Consider the following 17548-nt stretch of genomic DNA (forward strand, 5'->3'; position numbering starts at 1 on the left):
GCATCAAGCAGCACCTACCAGGTCTTTCAAGTTCCTTGGACTATCGAAAAGCGAAAAAATTACGCTTTGTGCTCTTCGATATAAGAGATAGCTTGACTAACAGTAGTGATGCTCTCAGCTTCATCATCAGGAATAGAGATTTCGAACTCCTTCTCGAATTCCATGATCAATTCTACTGTATCTAGAGAGTCAGCTCCCAAATCGTTAGTAAAGCTCGCCTCAGGAGTTACCTCTGAAGCTTCAACGCCAAGTTTCTCAACGATTATGTCAGTTACTTTTTTTGCGATTTCAGACATTTTCTTAAAAATTTAGTTGATTAACTGAGGTGCAAATAAATGCAATTCAAAAAAAAATATCAAATGAGTTCAGGAAAACTTGAATTTATTTTATTTTTTATTATGCAAACATAACAAATTCATAAACTACAAAAGCTAGCGATTTTCATAGAATCGTTCCTTTAACTCTTCAATAGCTTTGGCAAGTTCCTGTTTGGCAATACCGATCAAGAAGTTGGCAATATTGGCTTTTATCGTTCTAATAATAGTAGATTCTTCTCTTTGTCGGGTCTCAGGATAATACCTTGGAGGGTACTCTGGACCGTCTGGTAATGCTTGATAAGCGGCCGTTATCTCTTCTTTATCTTTTTTACTTTTCTTTTTACCATTAGAGAGTAAAAGATAAAGTAAACCGTATGCACCAATCAATGCCGTGCTAATAATGATCGCATTTTTACCCGTAGATTTGGCCTCTCTTACCGTAGACTTCATCTGTATGGAAAGGGCGTTCTTATATTCTTTGGTTTCTGCGACTAGTTCTTTCTTCTGTAATTTTAATCGTCGACGTATAGCAGGTACCTCGATTAGTGCTTGATCTTTTTCACTCATAGGTATTTTGATTGGAATTAGTTTTCAGTATCAAAATTATCGGTGATACTCTCAAAGATGGAATCCATTAGTGACAACAACTTATTGTTGATAGCCTTTCTATAGGAGAAGATCACTCCCAAGCAGATTAGGTAAAATAATGCTACTACAAAATATCCCCAAAAAGGAGGAAGGTCAAGTAAATAGTTGAAGAGTTCTGCGATTCCGAAACTGATAAAAATAACTGCTAACGTCACAAATAGAACGATTATACTGACTAGTGCAATCATGGTAAGCACGTCAGATAAGGTCATTTGAAGCTCTAATCGAAATATCTTGAGATAGGTTTCTACCAGCTTTGTGAGATTGTTCAGGATATTGTCCGTCTGATTGGAAGAAGTATGTTGCTCCTGCTCCTTATACGAAGGACGGTTTTGTTCAGCCATAACATTGCTTTAATTGCTTTCATTTCAATATAATAGGCAAATTAATTAAACCATAAAAAAAATCCTCGAACCCTCTCTTTTAAATCGAAAATTTTGCTTTAAAGTGTTTTGACTACATTTTATGATGAATATAGCTTCATTTATATAGTGCTGGTATACAGTGGGTAGGAGGGTATGAATTGTTAAAAGTGTATATTATACACAGAAAAAATTGTATTTTATTTAAAAACCATTTATAATTGTGACATCACCAATTCGCAATAAGAATTGCAAAAGGTGATATGGAAATTTTATAAGTGGTAAAATTTTTAAGGATTATTTGGTTTAATTGTTAAAGCTGGAAAAGTCCAACCTCTATGGGGTTGGACTTTTTTTGTCTATATATTTGGAGTAGAGATTAAGCATTTTGTCATTTCATTAAGAAGAAAAAAATCTAATGTCGGAGAAAAAAAGTTTATCTACTTCCATTGCTGCTTTGGTTAATCGCCTGAATCTCCAACCCCATCCAGAAGGAGGGTATTACAGAGAGATTTATCGTAGTGCCTTGCAGCTGCCTCAAGCGGTTTTACCTAACTTTAATGGGAATAGGGCTGCAAGTACCGCAATCTATTACTTATTGGATGGAGAAGCTTACTCTTCTTTCCATAAGATTAAATCGGATGAGGCCTGGCACTTTTATGCAGGAACTACAGTATTAGAGGTCTATGAGCTGAAGGTTAATGGAGAGCTGCTTGTACATCAATTAAGTAATGATCCGGACCAAGGAGACTTTTTTGCGGTAGTGGAGGCGGGATCATGGTTTGCTGCACGCCTTAAGAATAGAGGTAAGGAGGATTATGCCTTAGTAGGATGTACGGTAGCGCCAGGGTTTGACTTCGAGGATTTTGAGTTGGCAGCGAAAGATTTAATAGAAGAGTATCCTCAGTATGAAGCGTTGATCAGGGAGCTACTATAAGATAAGGTTGAATAATTAACCGACAGTTGAGGCGGCTTACGCCGCTGGTTGAGTGGAGCTTTGCTCCGTTGAGATGTGCTTCGCACGTTGAGAAGGAGCTGTACTACAAAATCTCAACGTGCGAAGCACATCTCAACGGAGCGAAGCTCCACTCAACGGCACGTAGTGCCACTCAACAAAGCGGATCAGCAGTATGACGGTTATAACCAACCTTAATATACTACCCATTAGATCGTTTTCTCGGAATGTTGCTCAAACCTAGTAATATCTTCCATCATCGCTTGAAGGCCTTCCTGAAATGAAAGAGGAGCGTAGCTTAATTCCCTCATGGCTTTTTGAATATTGAATCCGGTTTTTAAAGGACGTTTTCCTATTTCTTTAAATTCTTGTGCATTGGTTGGAGTAATCAGTGTTTTATCAAGCTTAAAGTAATCGGCAGTCGCTAGTGCCATTTGGTAAGGCGTCATATAGTCTTTACCGGAAAGGTGATAGATACCCGTAGCCTCTTTTTCTAAGGCCAATAAACATCCCTTGGCCAAATCTTTTACATAAGTAGGCGTTCTCCATTGATCATTGACGACTTTAATGGGATTACCTTGTTCAAGATTGTTCTTTACCCATAGGATAATATTAGATCGGCTCATATCTTTTACTACTCCATATACTAATACAGTTCGTAATATAGTCCAGGGTATATTGGATTGCTGTACGGTTACTTCTCCTTTTAACTTGGTTTCTCCATAGTAATTGGGAGGCATAGGTTTTTCATCTTCCGTGAGCATTCCTTTGTCTCCGGAAAAGATAAAATCAGTGGAGACATAGAGTAAGTGAGCTTTGATGTTTTTTGCAGCCTGACAGATATTTTGGGTTCCAAGAATATTGACCTGATCTGCCAATTTGGGATGTTCTTCACAAATGTCTACCTGAGTAAGGGCGGCAGTATGCAATACATGTGTGGGACGAACTTTCTGGAACAAGCGATTCACATCTTCTGTTTTGCTTATGTCCAGTGAGTAATAGGTATACCCTTTTGCTTGAAACCTATCGGGACCTTTGCCGCAGCCTATAATTTCGTGGGAGCTATCCGCTAGTAACTCAAGTAGCGTTTGTCCTAGTAGGCCGTTGCTTCCGGTGATTAGAATGGTTTTCTTATTCATGGATATATTGCTCGATAAGTTGGTCCATTTTACCTTGAGCGATTAAGATCATATCACCAATTTCTCTCAGTACTCCTTCTCCTCCTACAGCTTGGGTAACGTAATCGACACGATGGCGTACATAAGCCGGAGCATCAGCTGGAGAACAGCTCAGTCCACATTTTGTCAGTATACCCAAATCAGGAATATCATCTCCCAGGTAAGCGATTTCCTCATCCTTTAGATTAAATTGTTTTTTGATCTCTTCATAATGGGTTGTTTTTCGTTTACTCCCATGATAGTGAAAAGATAGGTTCAATTCTTTACTTCGATGCCTGACAACGGCAGAGTTTCTGCCGGTGATGGCTCCCACAATAAATCCCATCTTTTTCATCTGAACGATGATAAAGCCGTCTTTTACATTAAAGTTTTTGATTTCCTTGGTTGTAGAGGTGCTTTCTGGTTGCGCTTCTTGCAGGTAGATTACTTTGCCATCAGTAAGAACGCCGTCTATATCAAAGGCGATGGCTTTAATCTTTTTTAGTTTTTCTGAGATACTTTGTTTCATAGGATAAGATTATGATGATAAACTCGTTACTCTGTTCATGGTGTTTAATTGAGCTTCGCTCGTTCATAATGTTTAGTTGAGTTTTTTTGAAATCGTTGCTTTCAGTGGATTAAAATGATTTTTTACTATTTTTAATAAGTTAAGTTCAATTAACATACATCACGTGGTGATATGAACAAAGTACTCAACTAAACACTATGAACGAGCGAAGCTCAATTAAACACCATGAACAAAAGCTATCCATTCATGATGTCTGCCGGATCAGTAATTGCTCCTTTCCAGGCAGGGATGATGGTAGCACTAAGATAAGGAATAATGGCTACGCTTAGTATAATAGCAAGATCTCCCATTTGAAGTGAAAAATGAAGGTCATAGGCCGGATACATCATAGACCAACCAATGAGGAAGGGCTTGAGTAGAGGAGCCTGAAAGATATAGACATGGACTAAAGCGAGTAAGATTCCGCTTAGGGCGGCCGTAAGGGATATAATGATTCCTTCCCAAAGTTTGACCCATAATACATCGGTAATTTCCCAACCAATTCCTTTAAGAATTCCCAATTCTTTTTGCTCTTCATTGCCTAGACCGGCCATTCTTTCCCAAGCCAGAATAAGAAAGGCGAGTAAGGAAATAATTCCTCCATAAATAAAGATACCTCCTCTCCAGCTGAATAAGGCTTCATAGGTAGCTTTTAATTGGTCTCGGGTAACGACTCGGATACCACTGTAAGCCATATCAATCTTTTTGGCAATGTTGTCAGTTTCTTCTGGGTTGTAGACTTCAATACCAATGTCAGTGACCTGTTTCGGTGATAGGCCTAGCATAATACGTGCGTCGTCTGGATGAAGAATCAATAGATCTTTGGTTAACAGATCAGATTTGGCGCTAAAGCTTCCTTTGATATCGAATGATTGTAATTCTCCATGACTATCTTGTAGGGTAAAGCGGTCGCCTTCATACAGTTCTCGAATTTCCAAAAGGCCTGTTCCACAGAGTGCTTCCCCTTTTCGTAATTCTGTAGTTTGTGTATTTAAGAGAGCAAGGTCTTGTAGGGAGGCATTACTTCCCATAAGGGTAAGTACAGCCCCTGTAGCTACATCATAGTTATAACCCCAAATACGAGGAGCAATTTTTTTAATCCCTCTGATCTCTGAAGAAACTTCGTTTAAAAAGGATTCCTCTATAGGAACCAGTCGGCCTCCTGCCAGCTTTTGTACCCAGATCTCTGGTAAGTCAGACAGTACTGTTTGAGTTTCTCGATTCAACGCAGACGTAAAGAAAATGACAGAGCTAAAAAAAGCGACAACGATAGCGTAGATGCTAACGAGGGCAACATATTTTTTCCATTTCCTCACTAAAGAGCGTAAGGCATATTCTAAAAGGTATAATGTTTTAAGCATAAGCTGGGGATTCTGGTTGACTATAATATATGTTGAAGGATGAAGGATGGGTGTCCTTTGTGGTCGCCCGGACACGAGAAAAAAAGTAAAAAGTAATAGGTATAAGGTAAAAGGGGATTTAATTTTCTCCTTTCTCCTTTCTCCTTTCTCCTTTCTCCTTTCTCCTTTCTCCTTTCTCCTTTCTCCTTTCTCCTTTCTCCTTTCTCCTTTCTCCTTTCTCCTTTCTCCTTTCTCCTTTCTCCTTTCTCTTGGATGACCACAAGGGGCTCCCTTTCTTTACGGTTTATCCTCTTGAACGGGAACAAGGTTTGGTTTGAAAAAAGAGGAAGAAGGGAAGTGTTCGTGGTAAGCAGGGAAGTCTTGGAATGGCGCAATCCATTCAGGCATACTGATATGCCTAGTGTGGCGAGATTCTGTAGAGAAGCAAAAATCCGTCAGTAAAAAGCGACGAGCGATTGCTTTTTCTTGCGTGTAAATTTCATCCTTATTCTCCAGCAATTGAAAAAGTACACTTCCTAAAAGGAAGATGCTTAAGAGACCTATATAGGATAAAAATAGGGTGGATAATTTAAATGAATAATTCATGTTGGTGTATGAAATTATAGTATCCTTTTACTCGAACAGTAGCCCATTATTTCAATGGTACAGGTGTGCGAATATAACTGAGTTTACATAATATTATGAAACTTTGTTTTTTGAAACATAGTTTAACATAGACGAATAGAAAAAAACAAGAGGGTAGATAGAGATAGTAATTCCCTTATCGGTTTCATACTTAAAGCCCTAATTGACTAAATCATCGTTTTTTGGCTTGAAAAATTTGTATATTTGGACTAAAATAAGTAGAACTATTATGAAATATTTGGGTATTGCTTAGATTGATCGATCTACATACCCTAGTACATGCCATCGTTGTACTTAATTTATTTCTTTTCTATTGGGAGATTAGTATATCGATGATATGATAGAAACAATTTGCCATTATAATTTAGAAGTCATGTTAATGCATACACAAGAAGATCTTGAAGTATTAGAGTCAGAAGAGGTTAGTGTTGATGAAGAGTTGAATAGAGAGCTCGTTGTTTTTAATGATGATGTGAATACTTTTGAGCATGTGATCAGCGCCTTGATTGAAGTTTGTGAGCATAGTCCTCATCAGGCAGAACAGTGTACTTGGATTATCCATTACAATGGTAAATGTGCTGTGAAAACAGGGACATTTGATGAATTGGCTCCGATGCGTAATGCGATTTGCAATCGAGGGATTTCAGCAGAAGTACTGTAAGCATAGCGGAGTAGAGAAGCAACGTAGAAATGGGCCTGTGTAGACAGGTATTAATAATTACAGATCTTGAACTATCCATCCAAACTTATAGAAGAGGCAGTGCAGGAGATTGCAAAGTTGCCGGGTATAGGAAAGAAAACAGCCTTGAGGTTGGTGTTTTTTCTATTGAAACAAGAAACTGAGGAGGTGAAGAAGTTATCAGCGGCTTTACTAAACCTTCGTGAAAAAATACGCTATTGTCAGCGTTGTGGTAATATTGCAGAAGAAACACTTTGTCAAGTATGTGCTTCTCCAAGTAGAGATAAGACAGTACTTTGCATTGTGGAAGGAATCACGGATGTGATGGCGATAGAAAGTACAACAACTTATCATGGAGTATATCACATTTTGGGTGGAGTAATATCTCCTCTTGAAGGTATAGGTCCAGAGGAACTAAATATTCCAGCACTGATTGAAAGGATTAAGCAAGAAGGTGTTCAGGAAGTTATTTTTGCATTGAATGCTTCTATGGAGGCAGATACCACTGCCTTTTACATTACGCGAAAGCTTAAGGAACTTCCCGTAAAAATAACCACTATTGCGAGAGGAATTCCTGTGGGAGGCGAATTGGAGTATATTGATGAACTGACATTGAGTCGAAGTATACAGGAAAGAGTTTCTTATCGTCAATAAGAACCTTATTTGAAAATAGGGTATAATGGTGTGAAATTTGTGGTATTTAAAGGTGTGATAGTTTATTTTTCGAAGTAAACTGATCACATTTTCTTTTTTAGAGAATGTATCAAACAAGCTCTAAGCCTAAAAATTAAAAACCGACGTAAAATAACCCTCAATGAAACCATTACTTCTACTTATTTTCTTATTGCCTATTTCTTCATCACTAGAGGCTCAAAATACTGAAGTCAATAATTTGTTTCTGGATGATATTAATCTTGCTTTTCAGAATAAATCACCTAAGGTTATTGTTCCTCACATGGCAGAGGTGGTTGATATTCATATGGGGAACCAACGTGCAAGTATGACTCCGGAAGAGGCTGCAGTACAGTTATCTAGTTTTTTCAAGCAATATCCTCAAGGTGTATTTAAGGTTCTCAAAAAAGGATTATATGATGAGCAAACTGCATTTGTGATGGGGATTTATCAACATCAAAAGGGGAGAATAATGATGTATATCGTCTTAGATGTCTCTCAAAATAAAGTAAAAATCAAGGAGTTCGATTTTGGACGCTCTCACTAAGTGGGTAAGTTTAAAAAAATAATATACCTTTGTGCTTTCAAAACGCTGATGGCGTTGGGGATAGTATTTTGAGGGGTAGGCCTTTCAGGAGGCTCCTTCATTAAGGTCGTCTGTAACAGATAGTTTTTGTATTAACAAAATTAGAGACACCCTTTAGTGTGTCTTTTTATTTTTCCATCCGTGAAACCAGAATACTTAACAGAGGAAGCAGTCAATCAATTTATTGACTTGGCTTTGAAAGAAGATGTAGGCGATGGTGATCATTCATCATTGGCATCTGTACCGGCAAATAAGGTAGAGAAAGCTCGATTGATCATCAAGGATTCCGGTATATTGGCCGGTATCGAAATGGCAGAAAAAATTCTTCATCGTGTGGATCCTTCCGTTCAGGTAAATATCCTTATAGAAGACGGGACAGAAGTCAAATACGGGGATATTGCAATGCTGGTGGAAGGAAGTGCTCAGTCCATTTTGACCGCAGAACGCCTGCTGTTGAACTGTATGCAACGTATGAGTGGTATTGCTACACATACGCGTAAGCTGACCAATCTTTTGGAAGGAACAGGAGCAGCCTTATTAGATACCCGAAAAACAACACCTAACTTCCGTATTATGGAGAAATGGGCCGTTTTTATTGGAGGTGGAAAAAACCATCGCTTCGGGTTGTATGATATGATTATGCTGAAGGATAACCATATCGATTATGCTGGAGGAATTACTGCTGCCGTTCAGGATACACTACGTTATTTGGAAGAGACAGGAAGGTCGTTACCAATTGAAGTAGAAACACGTAATCTAGACGAGGTGAAAGAAGCGCTGTCTGTGGATGGGATCAGTAGAATCATGCTGGACAACATGAGTACGGAGGAGATGAAAGATGCGGTTCAATTGATCAACGGAAAGGTGGAAACTGAAGCTTCTGGAGGAATTCATGAAGGAAATATCGCTGAAGTAGCGAAATGTGGTGTTGATTATATATCTGTTGGTGCATTGACTCACTCTAGCCGTAGCTTAGATATTAGTTTGAAAGCATATTAGTGATTAATGTGAGAGAGTTTGAAAATAAATAAAAGACAAATTTTTTTGAACGATGATTGTTAAAACGAAAAAATATCAGCTGGATACCCAGACGTATATCAGATTAGCCTTGGCTAATGTATTGAAAGAGCAATGGTGGGTATGGTTTATTCCTGCAGCGATCTTGTTGATTCCTATAGTATGGTCTGCGGCACTTTGGTGGTGTGTGGGGATTGCAGCAACAGCCAGTATTCTTTACCTTTTATTTTGGTCAATCCAATTTGCTGGGGCAGCTCAAATGGAGCAAAGTAAGATTCTTTTTGAGAAACTGTCTTATGAAATCGATAGCCGTCAGGTATTGATCAAGTTAAACCCTAGAGAGGGTATGCCTTTAAAATGGGATCAAATACAGAAAGTGAAAAGAGAAAAAGACGCTTTTGTATTGGTGGTTTCCAGAGGACATGTGATGTACTGGCCATTTAGAATCTTCAAGTCTGACAATGATATCAGATTTGTAGAGGCAGTTTTAAGAAGAAAAGGATTCCTTCCTGAAAAAGCGAAATAAACGCTATAAAGGATTTTAGAGAATAGAGAAATGGTATAGGGTATTTTGTATTATTACAAGAGACTTTATACCATTTTTTATGGAATGACACCTGTAAGTGGACTTTTTGTAAATACTTTTAAAATATCTTAAAACATTTCTCTAAGACAGTATGTTTCTAAACATGAAAAACTACTATGAGTAATAACATTGCACCTGATTTATTTTTTATAACATTTTGGCAGGGCAGCAGTTAGAATTATAAAGATTAACTAAGCGATGAATACATATTCTATAAAAGATTTGGAGCACATGACGGGCATTAAGGCTCATACGATTAGGGTTTGGGAACAACGTTACCAGATCATTACCCCTAAGCGTACGAATACTAATATTCGTTATTATGACTCCGAGGATTTGAAGTATATGCTCAATGTCGCCCTACTGAACAATAATGGCTTCAAAATCTCGAAAATTGCTACGATGAGTAAAGATGAGATTCATGAAGCAGTATTAAAAGTATTGGGGAAACGAGAAAACTACCAAGACCAGATCAATGGATTGGCCATGGCGATGATTGACTTGGATGAGGAACGTTTTGAAAAGATCATTTCAACGAATGTACTGCAAATAGGGTTCGAAGAGACCATGTTTAAGGTGGTTTTCCCGTTTTTAGCAAGGGTAGGATTCCTTTGGCAAACCGATGCCATCAACCCATGTCAAGAGCATTTTATTTCTAATCTTATTCGACAGAAAATCATAGTTGCTATTGATGGACAAGTGGCAACAGTTAACCCTAACTACAATAAGTACTTATTATTCCTTCCTGAAGGGGAGTGGCATGAGATCGGAATCATGTTTGCCGTATACCTAATTAAGAAAAGGGGGAATAAAGTAATTTATTTAGGACAGAATCTTCCGCTAGAAGATATCAAAAAGGCTTACGAAATTTATAAGACTGATTATTTGTGTACGGCCTTGACGGCATCTCCCGATATTGACTGTGCGCAGAACTATATCAATGAGCTATCTCAGGAGTTTCCAGACGCAGGGATGATTATTTCTGGATATCAGGTCGTGGGACAAGAGCTAGAAGGGAATAATAATGTATTCTTGGTTCCAAACTTTTTCTCCTTGATTGATTTTGTGGAAGAAGATAATGCTTATAAAGAAAAAGCAGTTGAAAATCAGACATTCTAATCTTAATAAAGCTTTAATTCTCTTCCTAGAGATTATATTTTGTTAAATAGAACTTATAAAAATCCTATTTCCTGTTCTTGGGAGATAGGATTTATTTATTTTTATCTGGTCCTTTTTTGAGATGAGGGCTGTTATAAGGGAAATAGCTAAGGTGTATATAGCAGAATAGGTGCATAATATGATACGATCTATTTGCGGGTATCATGTATCGTGATCGTTTATAAACAATAAGCGATAAGCAATAAACAGTACTATAACCCGTAGAATTTTGTTAGTGAACACCCAATTGTAATAGGTTTTAGGAAAGTAATATGGGCAAAACGAAGAAAAATCTCATAATCATTATTTCGCTGATGAGTACCGCTATGGTAGGACTGATTATTCTTCAGTTTTATTGGGTGAATGAGGCGGTAAGGGTAAGGAAGGATAATTTTAGGCAGGAAGTAAATGATATGCTGTCTACGGTCGTCAAGCGTCTGGAGAACTATGAGTTTTACTTGGCACAAGAGCAGATCAATCGAGTCAATCTATCAGATAAAGTATTATCGGTCAACTTTGACTCTTTGGGAAATGCCCGTTGGAAAGAAGAACAGCGCTTGAGTATCACAAGTACATTCAGTTCTGCAAGTCTTCGTAAAGAGGGAATGGCTTTTCAAGTAGAAGAAGGAGTGATTATACAACGTTCGGGTTTTGCTAAAAGAACAGCCCTTGATGGATTGGAAAATTCTCCATTGGAACTTAAAGGGGATATCCACAACTTCGGAAGTCTTTTGCCGGATTCTACAAAGAGTATTCGTAGTGAAGCCATCTCTTTTCTAACCAAAGTAGAGCAGAAGCGAGAACTATTAGATCTGTTGATGCACAAGATGGCAATGATGGAAGAATTGAGTCTGCAGGAGCGTATGCCTTATGCTACTTTGGATTCCTTATTAAAGCAAGAGATGAGTCATAGAGGAATACAAATTCCGTATGATTTTGTCGTGAAACATTCCAAGGGAGAGTTGTCCTCTATTGTTTATGCTAGTGATTCAAGTAAAGTAAAAAATGTCCTTGGTTCTCAATATCATGTAGTACTGTTTCCAGAAGGACTGTTTGACCGAGAAAACATGTTGTATATCGAGTTTCCTCAGGAAGATCGATATATCTTGAGAAAGATGTGGGCAGTGCTGATTTCGTCCATGGTATTTATTCTGTTGACGATTTTTTCTTTTGTTTTTGCGGTAATGACCATTATTAAGCAGAAAAGAATCTCAGATATTACTAATGACTTTATTAGTAATATGACTCACGAACTTAAGACTCCAATCTCAACGGTTTCTTTGGCATGTGAGGCTTTATTGGATCCTGATGTCCAAAAAATGCCTTCTATTCATAATCGCTACCTGAACGTGATTAAGGATGAAAATAATCGTCTGGCTACTCAGGTAGAGAAAGTATTGCAGATCGCTAAACTTGAGAAAGAAAAGGCAAAGTTAAAGCTTGTAGAGACCGATGTGCACAAACTGATCAACAAGGCGGTTAAGAACACGATGATACAGGTAGAGAGTAGAGAGGGAACTTTGGTCAAAGAATTAAAGGCTAAGAATTCGGTTATTGTAGCAGATGAGGTACATTTATCCAATATTATTTATAACCTGTTAGATAATGCGAATAAATATTCCCCAGAAGTGCCGGAAATTAGGATCAAGACGGAGAATGATCTGAGAAAAAAGGGAATTAAGATTATTATAGAAGACAGAGGTCAAGGGATTCCTAAAGAATCGATTGATAAGATCTTTGATAAGTTTTACCGAGTTCCTACAGGTAATATTCACAATGTGAAAGGTTTTGGCTTAGGATTAAGCTACGTCAAAGGCATTGTGCAAGCACATAATGGAACCATAGAGGTTAAAAGTAAAGTAAATAAAGGAAGTACATTCACTATATATTTACCATTCGAACATGGAGAAGATTAAACTATTACTTGTAGAGGATGATCCTAACCTAGGTATGTTGCTTTCCGAGTACCTGGAAGTAAAAGGATTTAACGTAACCCATAGAAAAGACGGAGAAGAAGGATTGAAAGCATATCAGGAGGGAGATTTTGATATGTGTATTTTTGATGTGATGATGCCTAAGATTGATGGTTTTACATTGGCAGAACGCATCCGTAAGTCAGATGTAGATATTCCAATCTTTTTCCTAACGGCAAAATCGCTTAAGGAAGATACCTTAAAAGGTTTTGAGGTAGGAGCTGATGATTATATGACGAAGCCATTCAGTATGGAGGAGTTGTTGGCTAGAATACAAGCCATTCTACGTCGTTCCAAAAAGGCTAATAACGATAAGGAAAAACAGACGGTATTTGAGGTCGGAAAGTTTGTCTTCGATTTCAATGCGCAAAAGTTGAAAAATACAGAAGAGGATACAGAACAGCGATTAACTTCAAAAGAGGCCGCTCTGCTACGTTTGTTGGCCATTCATAAGAATGAGGTAATGGACCGCTCTGAGGCATTGAATAAGATTTGGTTAGATGACAACTACTTCAACTCAAGAAGTATGGATGTATATATCACCAAACTACGTAAGTTCTTGAAAGCAGATGAGTCTTTGAAAATTGTCAATGTACATGGACAAGGCTTTAAGCTAGTAGAGCTTAACTAAGATTAGAGTCAAGGTTGAATCGTTGAATTGAGCTTCGCTCGTTGAGTTTCACCTTCGGTGACCATTACATGGCGTGTGATTCGAGTTGAACTGTTGTATGAGTATAAATATATCAATCAACAGTTCAACTCGAATCAACGAGCGAAGCTCAATTCAACGATTCAACGATTCAACCATTGTAAAGAAAAGCCTCATGTATTATCAAACGACTATTCGCCTAAGACCCTATCCAAGAGGAATGCATATCATTACCAATGAGCTAGAAGAAGCAATATTGGAAATGAAAGGTTTGAAAATAGGGATGGCACATATCTTTATTAAACACACCTCGGCTTCACTCACCTTAAATGAAAATGCAGACCCTACAGTACGCTCCGACTTTGAAAAGCATTTGAATAAGATGGTCCCTGAAAATACACCTTATTTTGAGCATACCTATGAAGGAGCCGATGATATGCCTGCGCATATCAAAAGCTCTATGATGGGAAGTAGTGTGTCTGTACCTATTACCAATGGACGCTTTAACTTAGGTACCTGGCAAGGAATTTATTTGTGCGAACATCGTAATCACGGAGGAAGTAGAACCTTAGTGATCACGATAATGGGCCAATAATAAAATACTCACGGTTTATCGCTCACTGTCCACTGTTAATTGTCCACTAGTCTTTCAAAAAACAAATCAGTATCTTTGCACCTTCCTAATGATTTAGGACCAAGGCCTTTTGGTGTATGCATTTAATTATTTATTCAACCACATGAAGAGAAAGGGTTTTAAGAAGCTGAAGTATGATTTTATCTACTTTGCAGTAAAGAATTTGATCTGGGTTGCTTGTAAGACCCCTAGAAAACTGATGATCCGTTTTGGGGGAGCTTTGGGAAGTATGGTATACCATATCATGTCTAAAGAGAGAGCCAAAACGATCAAGCATTTGACGATGGCTTATGGAGCAGAGAAGTCTGAGGAAGAAATTAGACAAATGGCTAAAAACAGCTGGATAAATATCGGTAAGAATGCCGTAGATATTATAAGATACCGTACCATTAATAATCTGGAAGACTATCAGAAGATTGTTAAGGTAGAAGGGTTGGAGCATCTTGAGCAAGCTTATAAGGAAGGAAATGGAGTGGTTGGACTGACAGCCCATCTGGGAGCTTTTGAGATGGTAGGGACATTCCCTTTTGAGCTGGGATACCCTATTAATATTGTAGGAACAGCCTTGAAAGATCCTCGCTTGAATGAGCTTTTGGTAGGAAACCGTACGCTGAAAGGAGCTAAGTATATCCAACGTGGACAAAATACCATAAAGTTGATTAAAGCCCTTAAGAATGGTGAAATCGTCTTTTTGCTAATTGATCAGGATACACAAAAAGTACAGAACGTATTTGTGGATTTCTATGGCAAAAAAGCATCTACACCAGTAGGAGCGACCGTATTAGCGAGTAGAACGGGAGCTGCAGTAATTCCAATGGGAATCAAGCGAATGAAAGATGATACCCATCTCTTGACGATTAAACCAAAATTGGAATTGGTGGATACTGGAGATACAGAAGCCGACTTGGTAAGTAATACGCAGATCCTATCCAACTCATTGGAAGAGTTTATTCGCGACGCGCCGGAGCAATGGATCTGGATGCACGAGCGTTGGAAAACACGTCCTGAGGGAGAACAGTAGATAATTATTAATTTTCAATTTTCAATGATGACTTAATATTCTAATTGAAATAACCATCAATTGAAAATTGAAAATTAATCATTGAAAATTAAATCAGAGTTTTTTCTTTCTGTTTTTTTGAAAGTCCTCAAAGATCAAATCCCCTAATCCTTTCAAGCTACTATAGTAAGCTTTTCCCTGATTGACTTCCGTAAACTCTCTTACAAATGCTTGCAGGTAAGGATCAGTAGCAATCATAAAAGTCGTAACAGGAATACGTAATCTACGACATTGGGCAGCTAGCGTTAGTGTTTTATTCAGAATCTTCTGATCTATCCCAAAGCTATTTTTATAGTAGTTAATCCCCTCCTTAATACAGGTAGGCTTTCCATCTGTAATCATAAAAATCTGTTTGTTGGGATTTTTCCGTCTCCTCAAAATATCCATCGCTAGTTCTAGCCCAGCTACGGTATTGGTATGGTATGGACCTACTTGAAGATAAGGAAGGTCTTTGATCTCAATCTGCCATGCATCGTTTCCAAAAACAATAATATCCAAGGTGTCCTTTTTGTACTTGGTAGTGATTAACTCCGCAAGGGCCATCGCCACTTTTTTTGCAGGGGTGATACGATCTTCTCCATATAGAATCATAGAGTGAGAGATATCAATCATCAGGACCGTTGAGGTTTGGGCTTTAAACTCCTGTTCTCTGATTCTAAGGTCATCTTCTGTCAGGGTAAAATCACCAATCCCATGATTGACCTGAGCATTCTTAATGGACTCCGTCATGGAAATCTGATCCAGGGAGTCTCCAAATTGAAAGTTTCGTATTTCAGAAGTGAATTCTTCTCCTTGACCTATATAAGGAGTCTTGTGATTTCCTTTATTGCGGGACTTTTTCAGTTTACCAAAGATTTCCTCCAAAGCACTTTTTCGTATGCTTTGTTCACTTTTGGCTGTCATCGCAAAATTACCGGTGGCGGGATCTTCCTTGATATACCCCTTGCTTTTCAGGTCTTCGATAAAATCACCAATACCATAGTCATTATTGGTAAGGTCGTATTGTTTGTCCAGTTCAGTCAGCCATTGCAAGGCTTCTGAGACATCTCCCGAAGTGATGGTCAAGAGTTGCTGAAAAACATCCATTAAGTTTTCAAAGGGTGTTTTTCCTTCTTTTGGATTTGGAATGTATTTCTGGAATCGGTAGCCAAGCATAACGAATAAGGAACTTTAGGGATTTACAGTAACGAGTTGTTCATGATGTTTAATTGAGCTTCGCTCGTTCATAATGTTTAGTTGAGCTGTGCTCGTTGAATTTCACCTTCGGTGAGTTGAGTTTTTTAGGGTGAGTATTGGAGCTTCACTCCTATTCTATCTAATTGTAATGCAAAGAGTCATTTTTATGGCTCTAAAATAGAGATAAAGAAAATATCAAGTCACCGAAGTTGAAACTCAATAAGCTGCGTAAGCAGCCTCAACAAACTCAACTAAACATTATGAACGAGCGAAGCTCAGTTAAACATTATGAACAGAGCTTCTATCACTTAACCCAAAGGAGAGTAGTATTGTTAGTGATCAGACCGATTTTGTAGCAGTTGCTTCCTCGTATTCCTGAATAAGGCGTTTAACAACATCCTCTACAGAACGTATTTCGTTCACATATTCAATAGAAGGACCAGCGCACCAAACTGATTTATAAGTACTACTAAATGCTGCTTTTTCCAGAAGTTTCATGCCTTTATAGAACGTAAGCATCTTGACGAACTTCTTAAGCTTTTTATTCTTGTTAAGAAGACGCTCCATAAAGTTTTGTTGTGTACCTATCTTTTCAACATAAGGCGTCTTGATTACCGTACAAGGGGTACCGGATAATTTTGTAGTCATTACAATATCCTCGGCACCATATTGTACACAGGCTTGCTTGTATTCTTCTGATACAGCTGACTCAAAGGTTGCAATGAAGGGGCTTCCCATAGAGATACCGCAAGCACCTAAGTCCAATTTTTCACGTAACTGTGCACCATTCCCTACTCCTCCTGCAGAAATAACAGGGATAGTACAAGCTTTGACTAACTCAGGAATTAACTCATGGGCTGGAGTTGGTCCTGCATGCCCTCCAGCTTCTTTGTTCACAGCGATGACAGCATCAGCCCCCAATTCTTCTACCTTTTTGGCATAGGTGATGTCTACCACATCACAGAAGACTTTAATGCCATGTGGCTTACAAGCTTCGATTACTTTTCTGGGGCTTCCCAAAGAGGTGATAATATAATCGACTTTAAGCTCTACACAGGTTTTGAGCTGTTCTTCCATACGCACATTGGACTTGTTCACAATCAGGTTGACTCCCATCGGGCCATCAACACTGTCTTTGATATCCTTGATGGCAGCACGGAAAGCTTCATCTGTGCGGTAATTTAAGGCTGGAACTGCACCCGTAATGCCATTGCGGGCTGCAGCTTTGAGCATAGCCTCGTTAGACACCAGAAACATAGGTGCCATAATAATAGGATACTTGATGCCAAGCATCTCGGTTAAGGTAGTTTTGATTTCTTGCATGTGTTGGTTGGTGTTTATCTTGAATAAATATTCATTTAAAGCA

At 38.4% G+C, this 17548-nt stretch carries 21 protein-coding genes; 11 read left to right on the forward strand and 10 right to left on the reverse strand.

Features of this window, described 5'->3' with window-relative positions:
- Nucleotides 1–59: 59 nt before the first annotated feature.
- The 3 genes from ABD985_RS05040 to ABD985_RS05050 form a co-directional block, all read right to left on the reverse strand.
- Nucleotides 60–296, reverse strand: a complete 237-nt coding sequence (locus ABD985_RS05040) for an acyl carrier protein (protein WP_345369730.1) — start codon at nt 294–296, stop codon at nt 60–62.
- A gap of 135 nt (nt 297–431) precedes the next feature.
- Nucleotides 432–884, reverse strand: a complete 453-nt coding sequence (locus ABD985_RS05045; RefSeq protein WP_345369732.1) for a hypothetical protein — start codon at nt 882–884, stop codon at nt 432–434.
- A 17-nt stretch (nt 885–901) separates the two neighbouring features.
- A complete protein-coding gene (locus ABD985_RS05050; protein WP_345369734.1) occupies nt 902–1309 on the reverse strand; it encodes a phage holin family protein in 408 nt (135 codons plus the stop codon).
- A 436-nt stretch (nt 1310–1745) separates the two neighbouring features.
- On the opposite strand from ABD985_RS05050, the gene ABD985_RS05055 reads away from it, so the two are divergent.
- Nucleotides 1746–2264: a cupin domain-containing protein gene (locus ABD985_RS05055; RefSeq protein ID WP_345369736.1), complete on the forward strand. Its 519-nt coding sequence runs from the start codon at nt 1746–1748 to the stop codon at nt 2262–2264.
- Nucleotides 2265–2491: 227 nt separating this feature from the next.
- Here the strand turns inward: ABD985_RS05055 and ABD985_RS05060 are convergent, their stop codons facing one another.
- The 5 genes from ABD985_RS05060 to ABD985_RS05080 form a co-directional block, all read right to left on the reverse strand.
- Nucleotides 2492–3421: an SDR family oxidoreductase gene (locus tag ABD985_RS05060; protein ID WP_345369738.1), complete on the reverse strand. Its 930-nt coding sequence runs from the start codon at nt 3419–3421 to the stop codon at nt 2492–2494.
- Nucleotides 3414–3968 (reverse strand): KdsC family phosphatase, encoded by a 555-nt coding sequence (locus ABD985_RS05065; protein ID WP_345369740.1) that lies wholly within the window; start codon nt 3966–3968, stop codon nt 3414–3416. The genes ABD985_RS05060 and ABD985_RS05065 overlap by 8 nt, the downstream gene beginning before the upstream one ends.
- Before the next feature lie 236 nt (nt 3969–4204).
- On the reverse strand, nt 4205–5368 hold the full coding sequence (locus tag ABD985_RS05070; RefSeq protein ID WP_345369742.1) for an ABC transporter permease: 1164 nt from the start codon (nt 5366–5368) through the stop codon (nt 4205–4207).
- 118 nt (nt 5369–5486) lie between these two features.
- Entirely contained in the window at nt 5487–5630 is a 144-nt protein-coding gene (locus ABD985_RS05075) for a hypothetical protein (protein ID WP_345369744.1), read from the reverse strand.
- 14 nt (nt 5631–5644) lie between these two features.
- On the reverse strand, nt 5645–5953 hold the full coding sequence (locus ABD985_RS05080; RefSeq protein WP_345369746.1) for a hypothetical protein: 309 nt from the start codon (nt 5951–5953) through the stop codon (nt 5645–5647).
- A gap of 376 nt (nt 5954–6329) precedes the next feature.
- Here ABD985_RS05080 and ABD985_RS05085 point away from each other — a divergent pair, with 376 nt between their 5' ends.
- The 10 genes from ABD985_RS05085 (at nt 6330) to ABD985_RS05130 (ending at nt 14967) form a co-directional block, all read left to right on the forward strand.
- A complete protein-coding gene (locus ABD985_RS05085) occupies nt 6330–6653 on the forward strand; it encodes an ATP-dependent Clp protease adaptor ClpS (RefSeq protein ID WP_345369747.1) in 324 nt (107 codons plus the stop codon).
- Between the two features lie 66 nt (nt 6654–6719).
- Nucleotides 6720–7325 carry a recombination mediator RecR gene (recR, locus tag ABD985_RS05090; protein ID WP_345369748.1) on the forward strand — a complete coding sequence of 202 codons (606 nt, stop codon included), beginning with the start codon at nt 6720–6722 and terminating at the stop codon, nt 7323–7325.
- A gap of 160 nt (nt 7326–7485) precedes the next feature.
- Nucleotides 7486–7890, forward strand: coding sequence for a DUF4783 domain-containing protein (locus ABD985_RS05095; protein WP_345369750.1), 405 nt, complete (start codon nt 7486–7488; stop codon nt 7888–7890).
- Nucleotides 7891–8070: 180 nt separating this feature from the next.
- A complete protein-coding gene (gene nadC / locus ABD985_RS05100) occupies nt 8071–8928 on the forward strand; it encodes a carboxylating nicotinate-nucleotide diphosphorylase (RefSeq protein WP_345369752.1) in 858 nt (285 codons plus the stop codon).
- 52 nt (nt 8929–8980) lie between these two features.
- A complete protein-coding gene (locus ABD985_RS05105) occupies nt 8981–9472 on the forward strand; it encodes a YcxB family protein (RefSeq protein ID WP_345369754.1) in 492 nt (163 codons plus the stop codon).
- Between the two features lie 258 nt (nt 9473–9730).
- A complete protein-coding gene (locus ABD985_RS05110) occupies nt 9731–10651 on the forward strand; it encodes a MerR family transcriptional regulator (protein WP_345369756.1) in 921 nt (306 codons plus the stop codon).
- Nucleotides 10652–11004: 353 nt separating this feature from the next.
- Nucleotides 11005–12606 (forward strand): sensor histidine kinase, encoded by a 1602-nt coding sequence (locus tag ABD985_RS05115; RefSeq protein ID WP_345369758.1) that lies wholly within the window; start codon nt 11005–11007, stop codon nt 12604–12606.
- Entirely contained in the window at nt 12593–13294 is a 702-nt protein-coding gene (locus tag ABD985_RS05120) for a response regulator transcription factor (protein WP_345369760.1), read from the forward strand. Before ABD985_RS05115 ends, ABD985_RS05120 begins: the two co-directional genes overlap by 14 nt.
- A gap of 193 nt (nt 13295–13487) precedes the next feature.
- Entirely contained in the window at nt 13488–13907 is a 420-nt protein-coding gene (locus tag ABD985_RS05125) for a secondary thiamine-phosphate synthase enzyme YjbQ (protein WP_345369762.1), read from the forward strand.
- Nucleotides 13908–14049: 142 nt separating this feature from the next.
- On the forward strand, nt 14050–14967 hold the full coding sequence (locus tag ABD985_RS05130; RefSeq protein ID WP_345369763.1) for a lysophospholipid acyltransferase family protein: 918 nt from the start codon (nt 14050–14052) through the stop codon (nt 14965–14967).
- 93 nt (nt 14968–15060) lie between these two features.
- Here ABD985_RS05130 and ABD985_RS05135 read toward each other — a convergent pair whose 3' ends face one another.
- Both ABD985_RS05135 and ABD985_RS05140 read right to left on the reverse strand, forming a co-directional pair.
- Nucleotides 15061–16161 carry a vWA domain-containing protein gene (locus tag ABD985_RS05135; RefSeq protein WP_345369764.1) on the reverse strand — a complete coding sequence of 367 codons (1101 nt, stop codon included), beginning with the start codon at nt 16159–16161 and terminating at the stop codon, nt 15061–15063.
- 360 nt (nt 16162–16521) lie between these two features.
- The gene (locus tag ABD985_RS05140; protein WP_345369766.1) at nt 16522–17505 is read right to left on the reverse strand and encodes an NAD(P)H-dependent flavin oxidoreductase; all 984 of its coding nucleotides are present in this window, start codon (nt 17503–17505) and stop codon (nt 16522–16524) included.
- Nucleotides 17506–17548 lie beyond the last annotated feature (43 nt).

It is taken from the genome of Algivirga pacifica (assembly GCF_039543525.1).
GTDB lineage: Bacteria > Bacteroidota > Bacteroidia > Cytophagales > Flammeovirgaceae > Algivirga > Algivirga pacifica.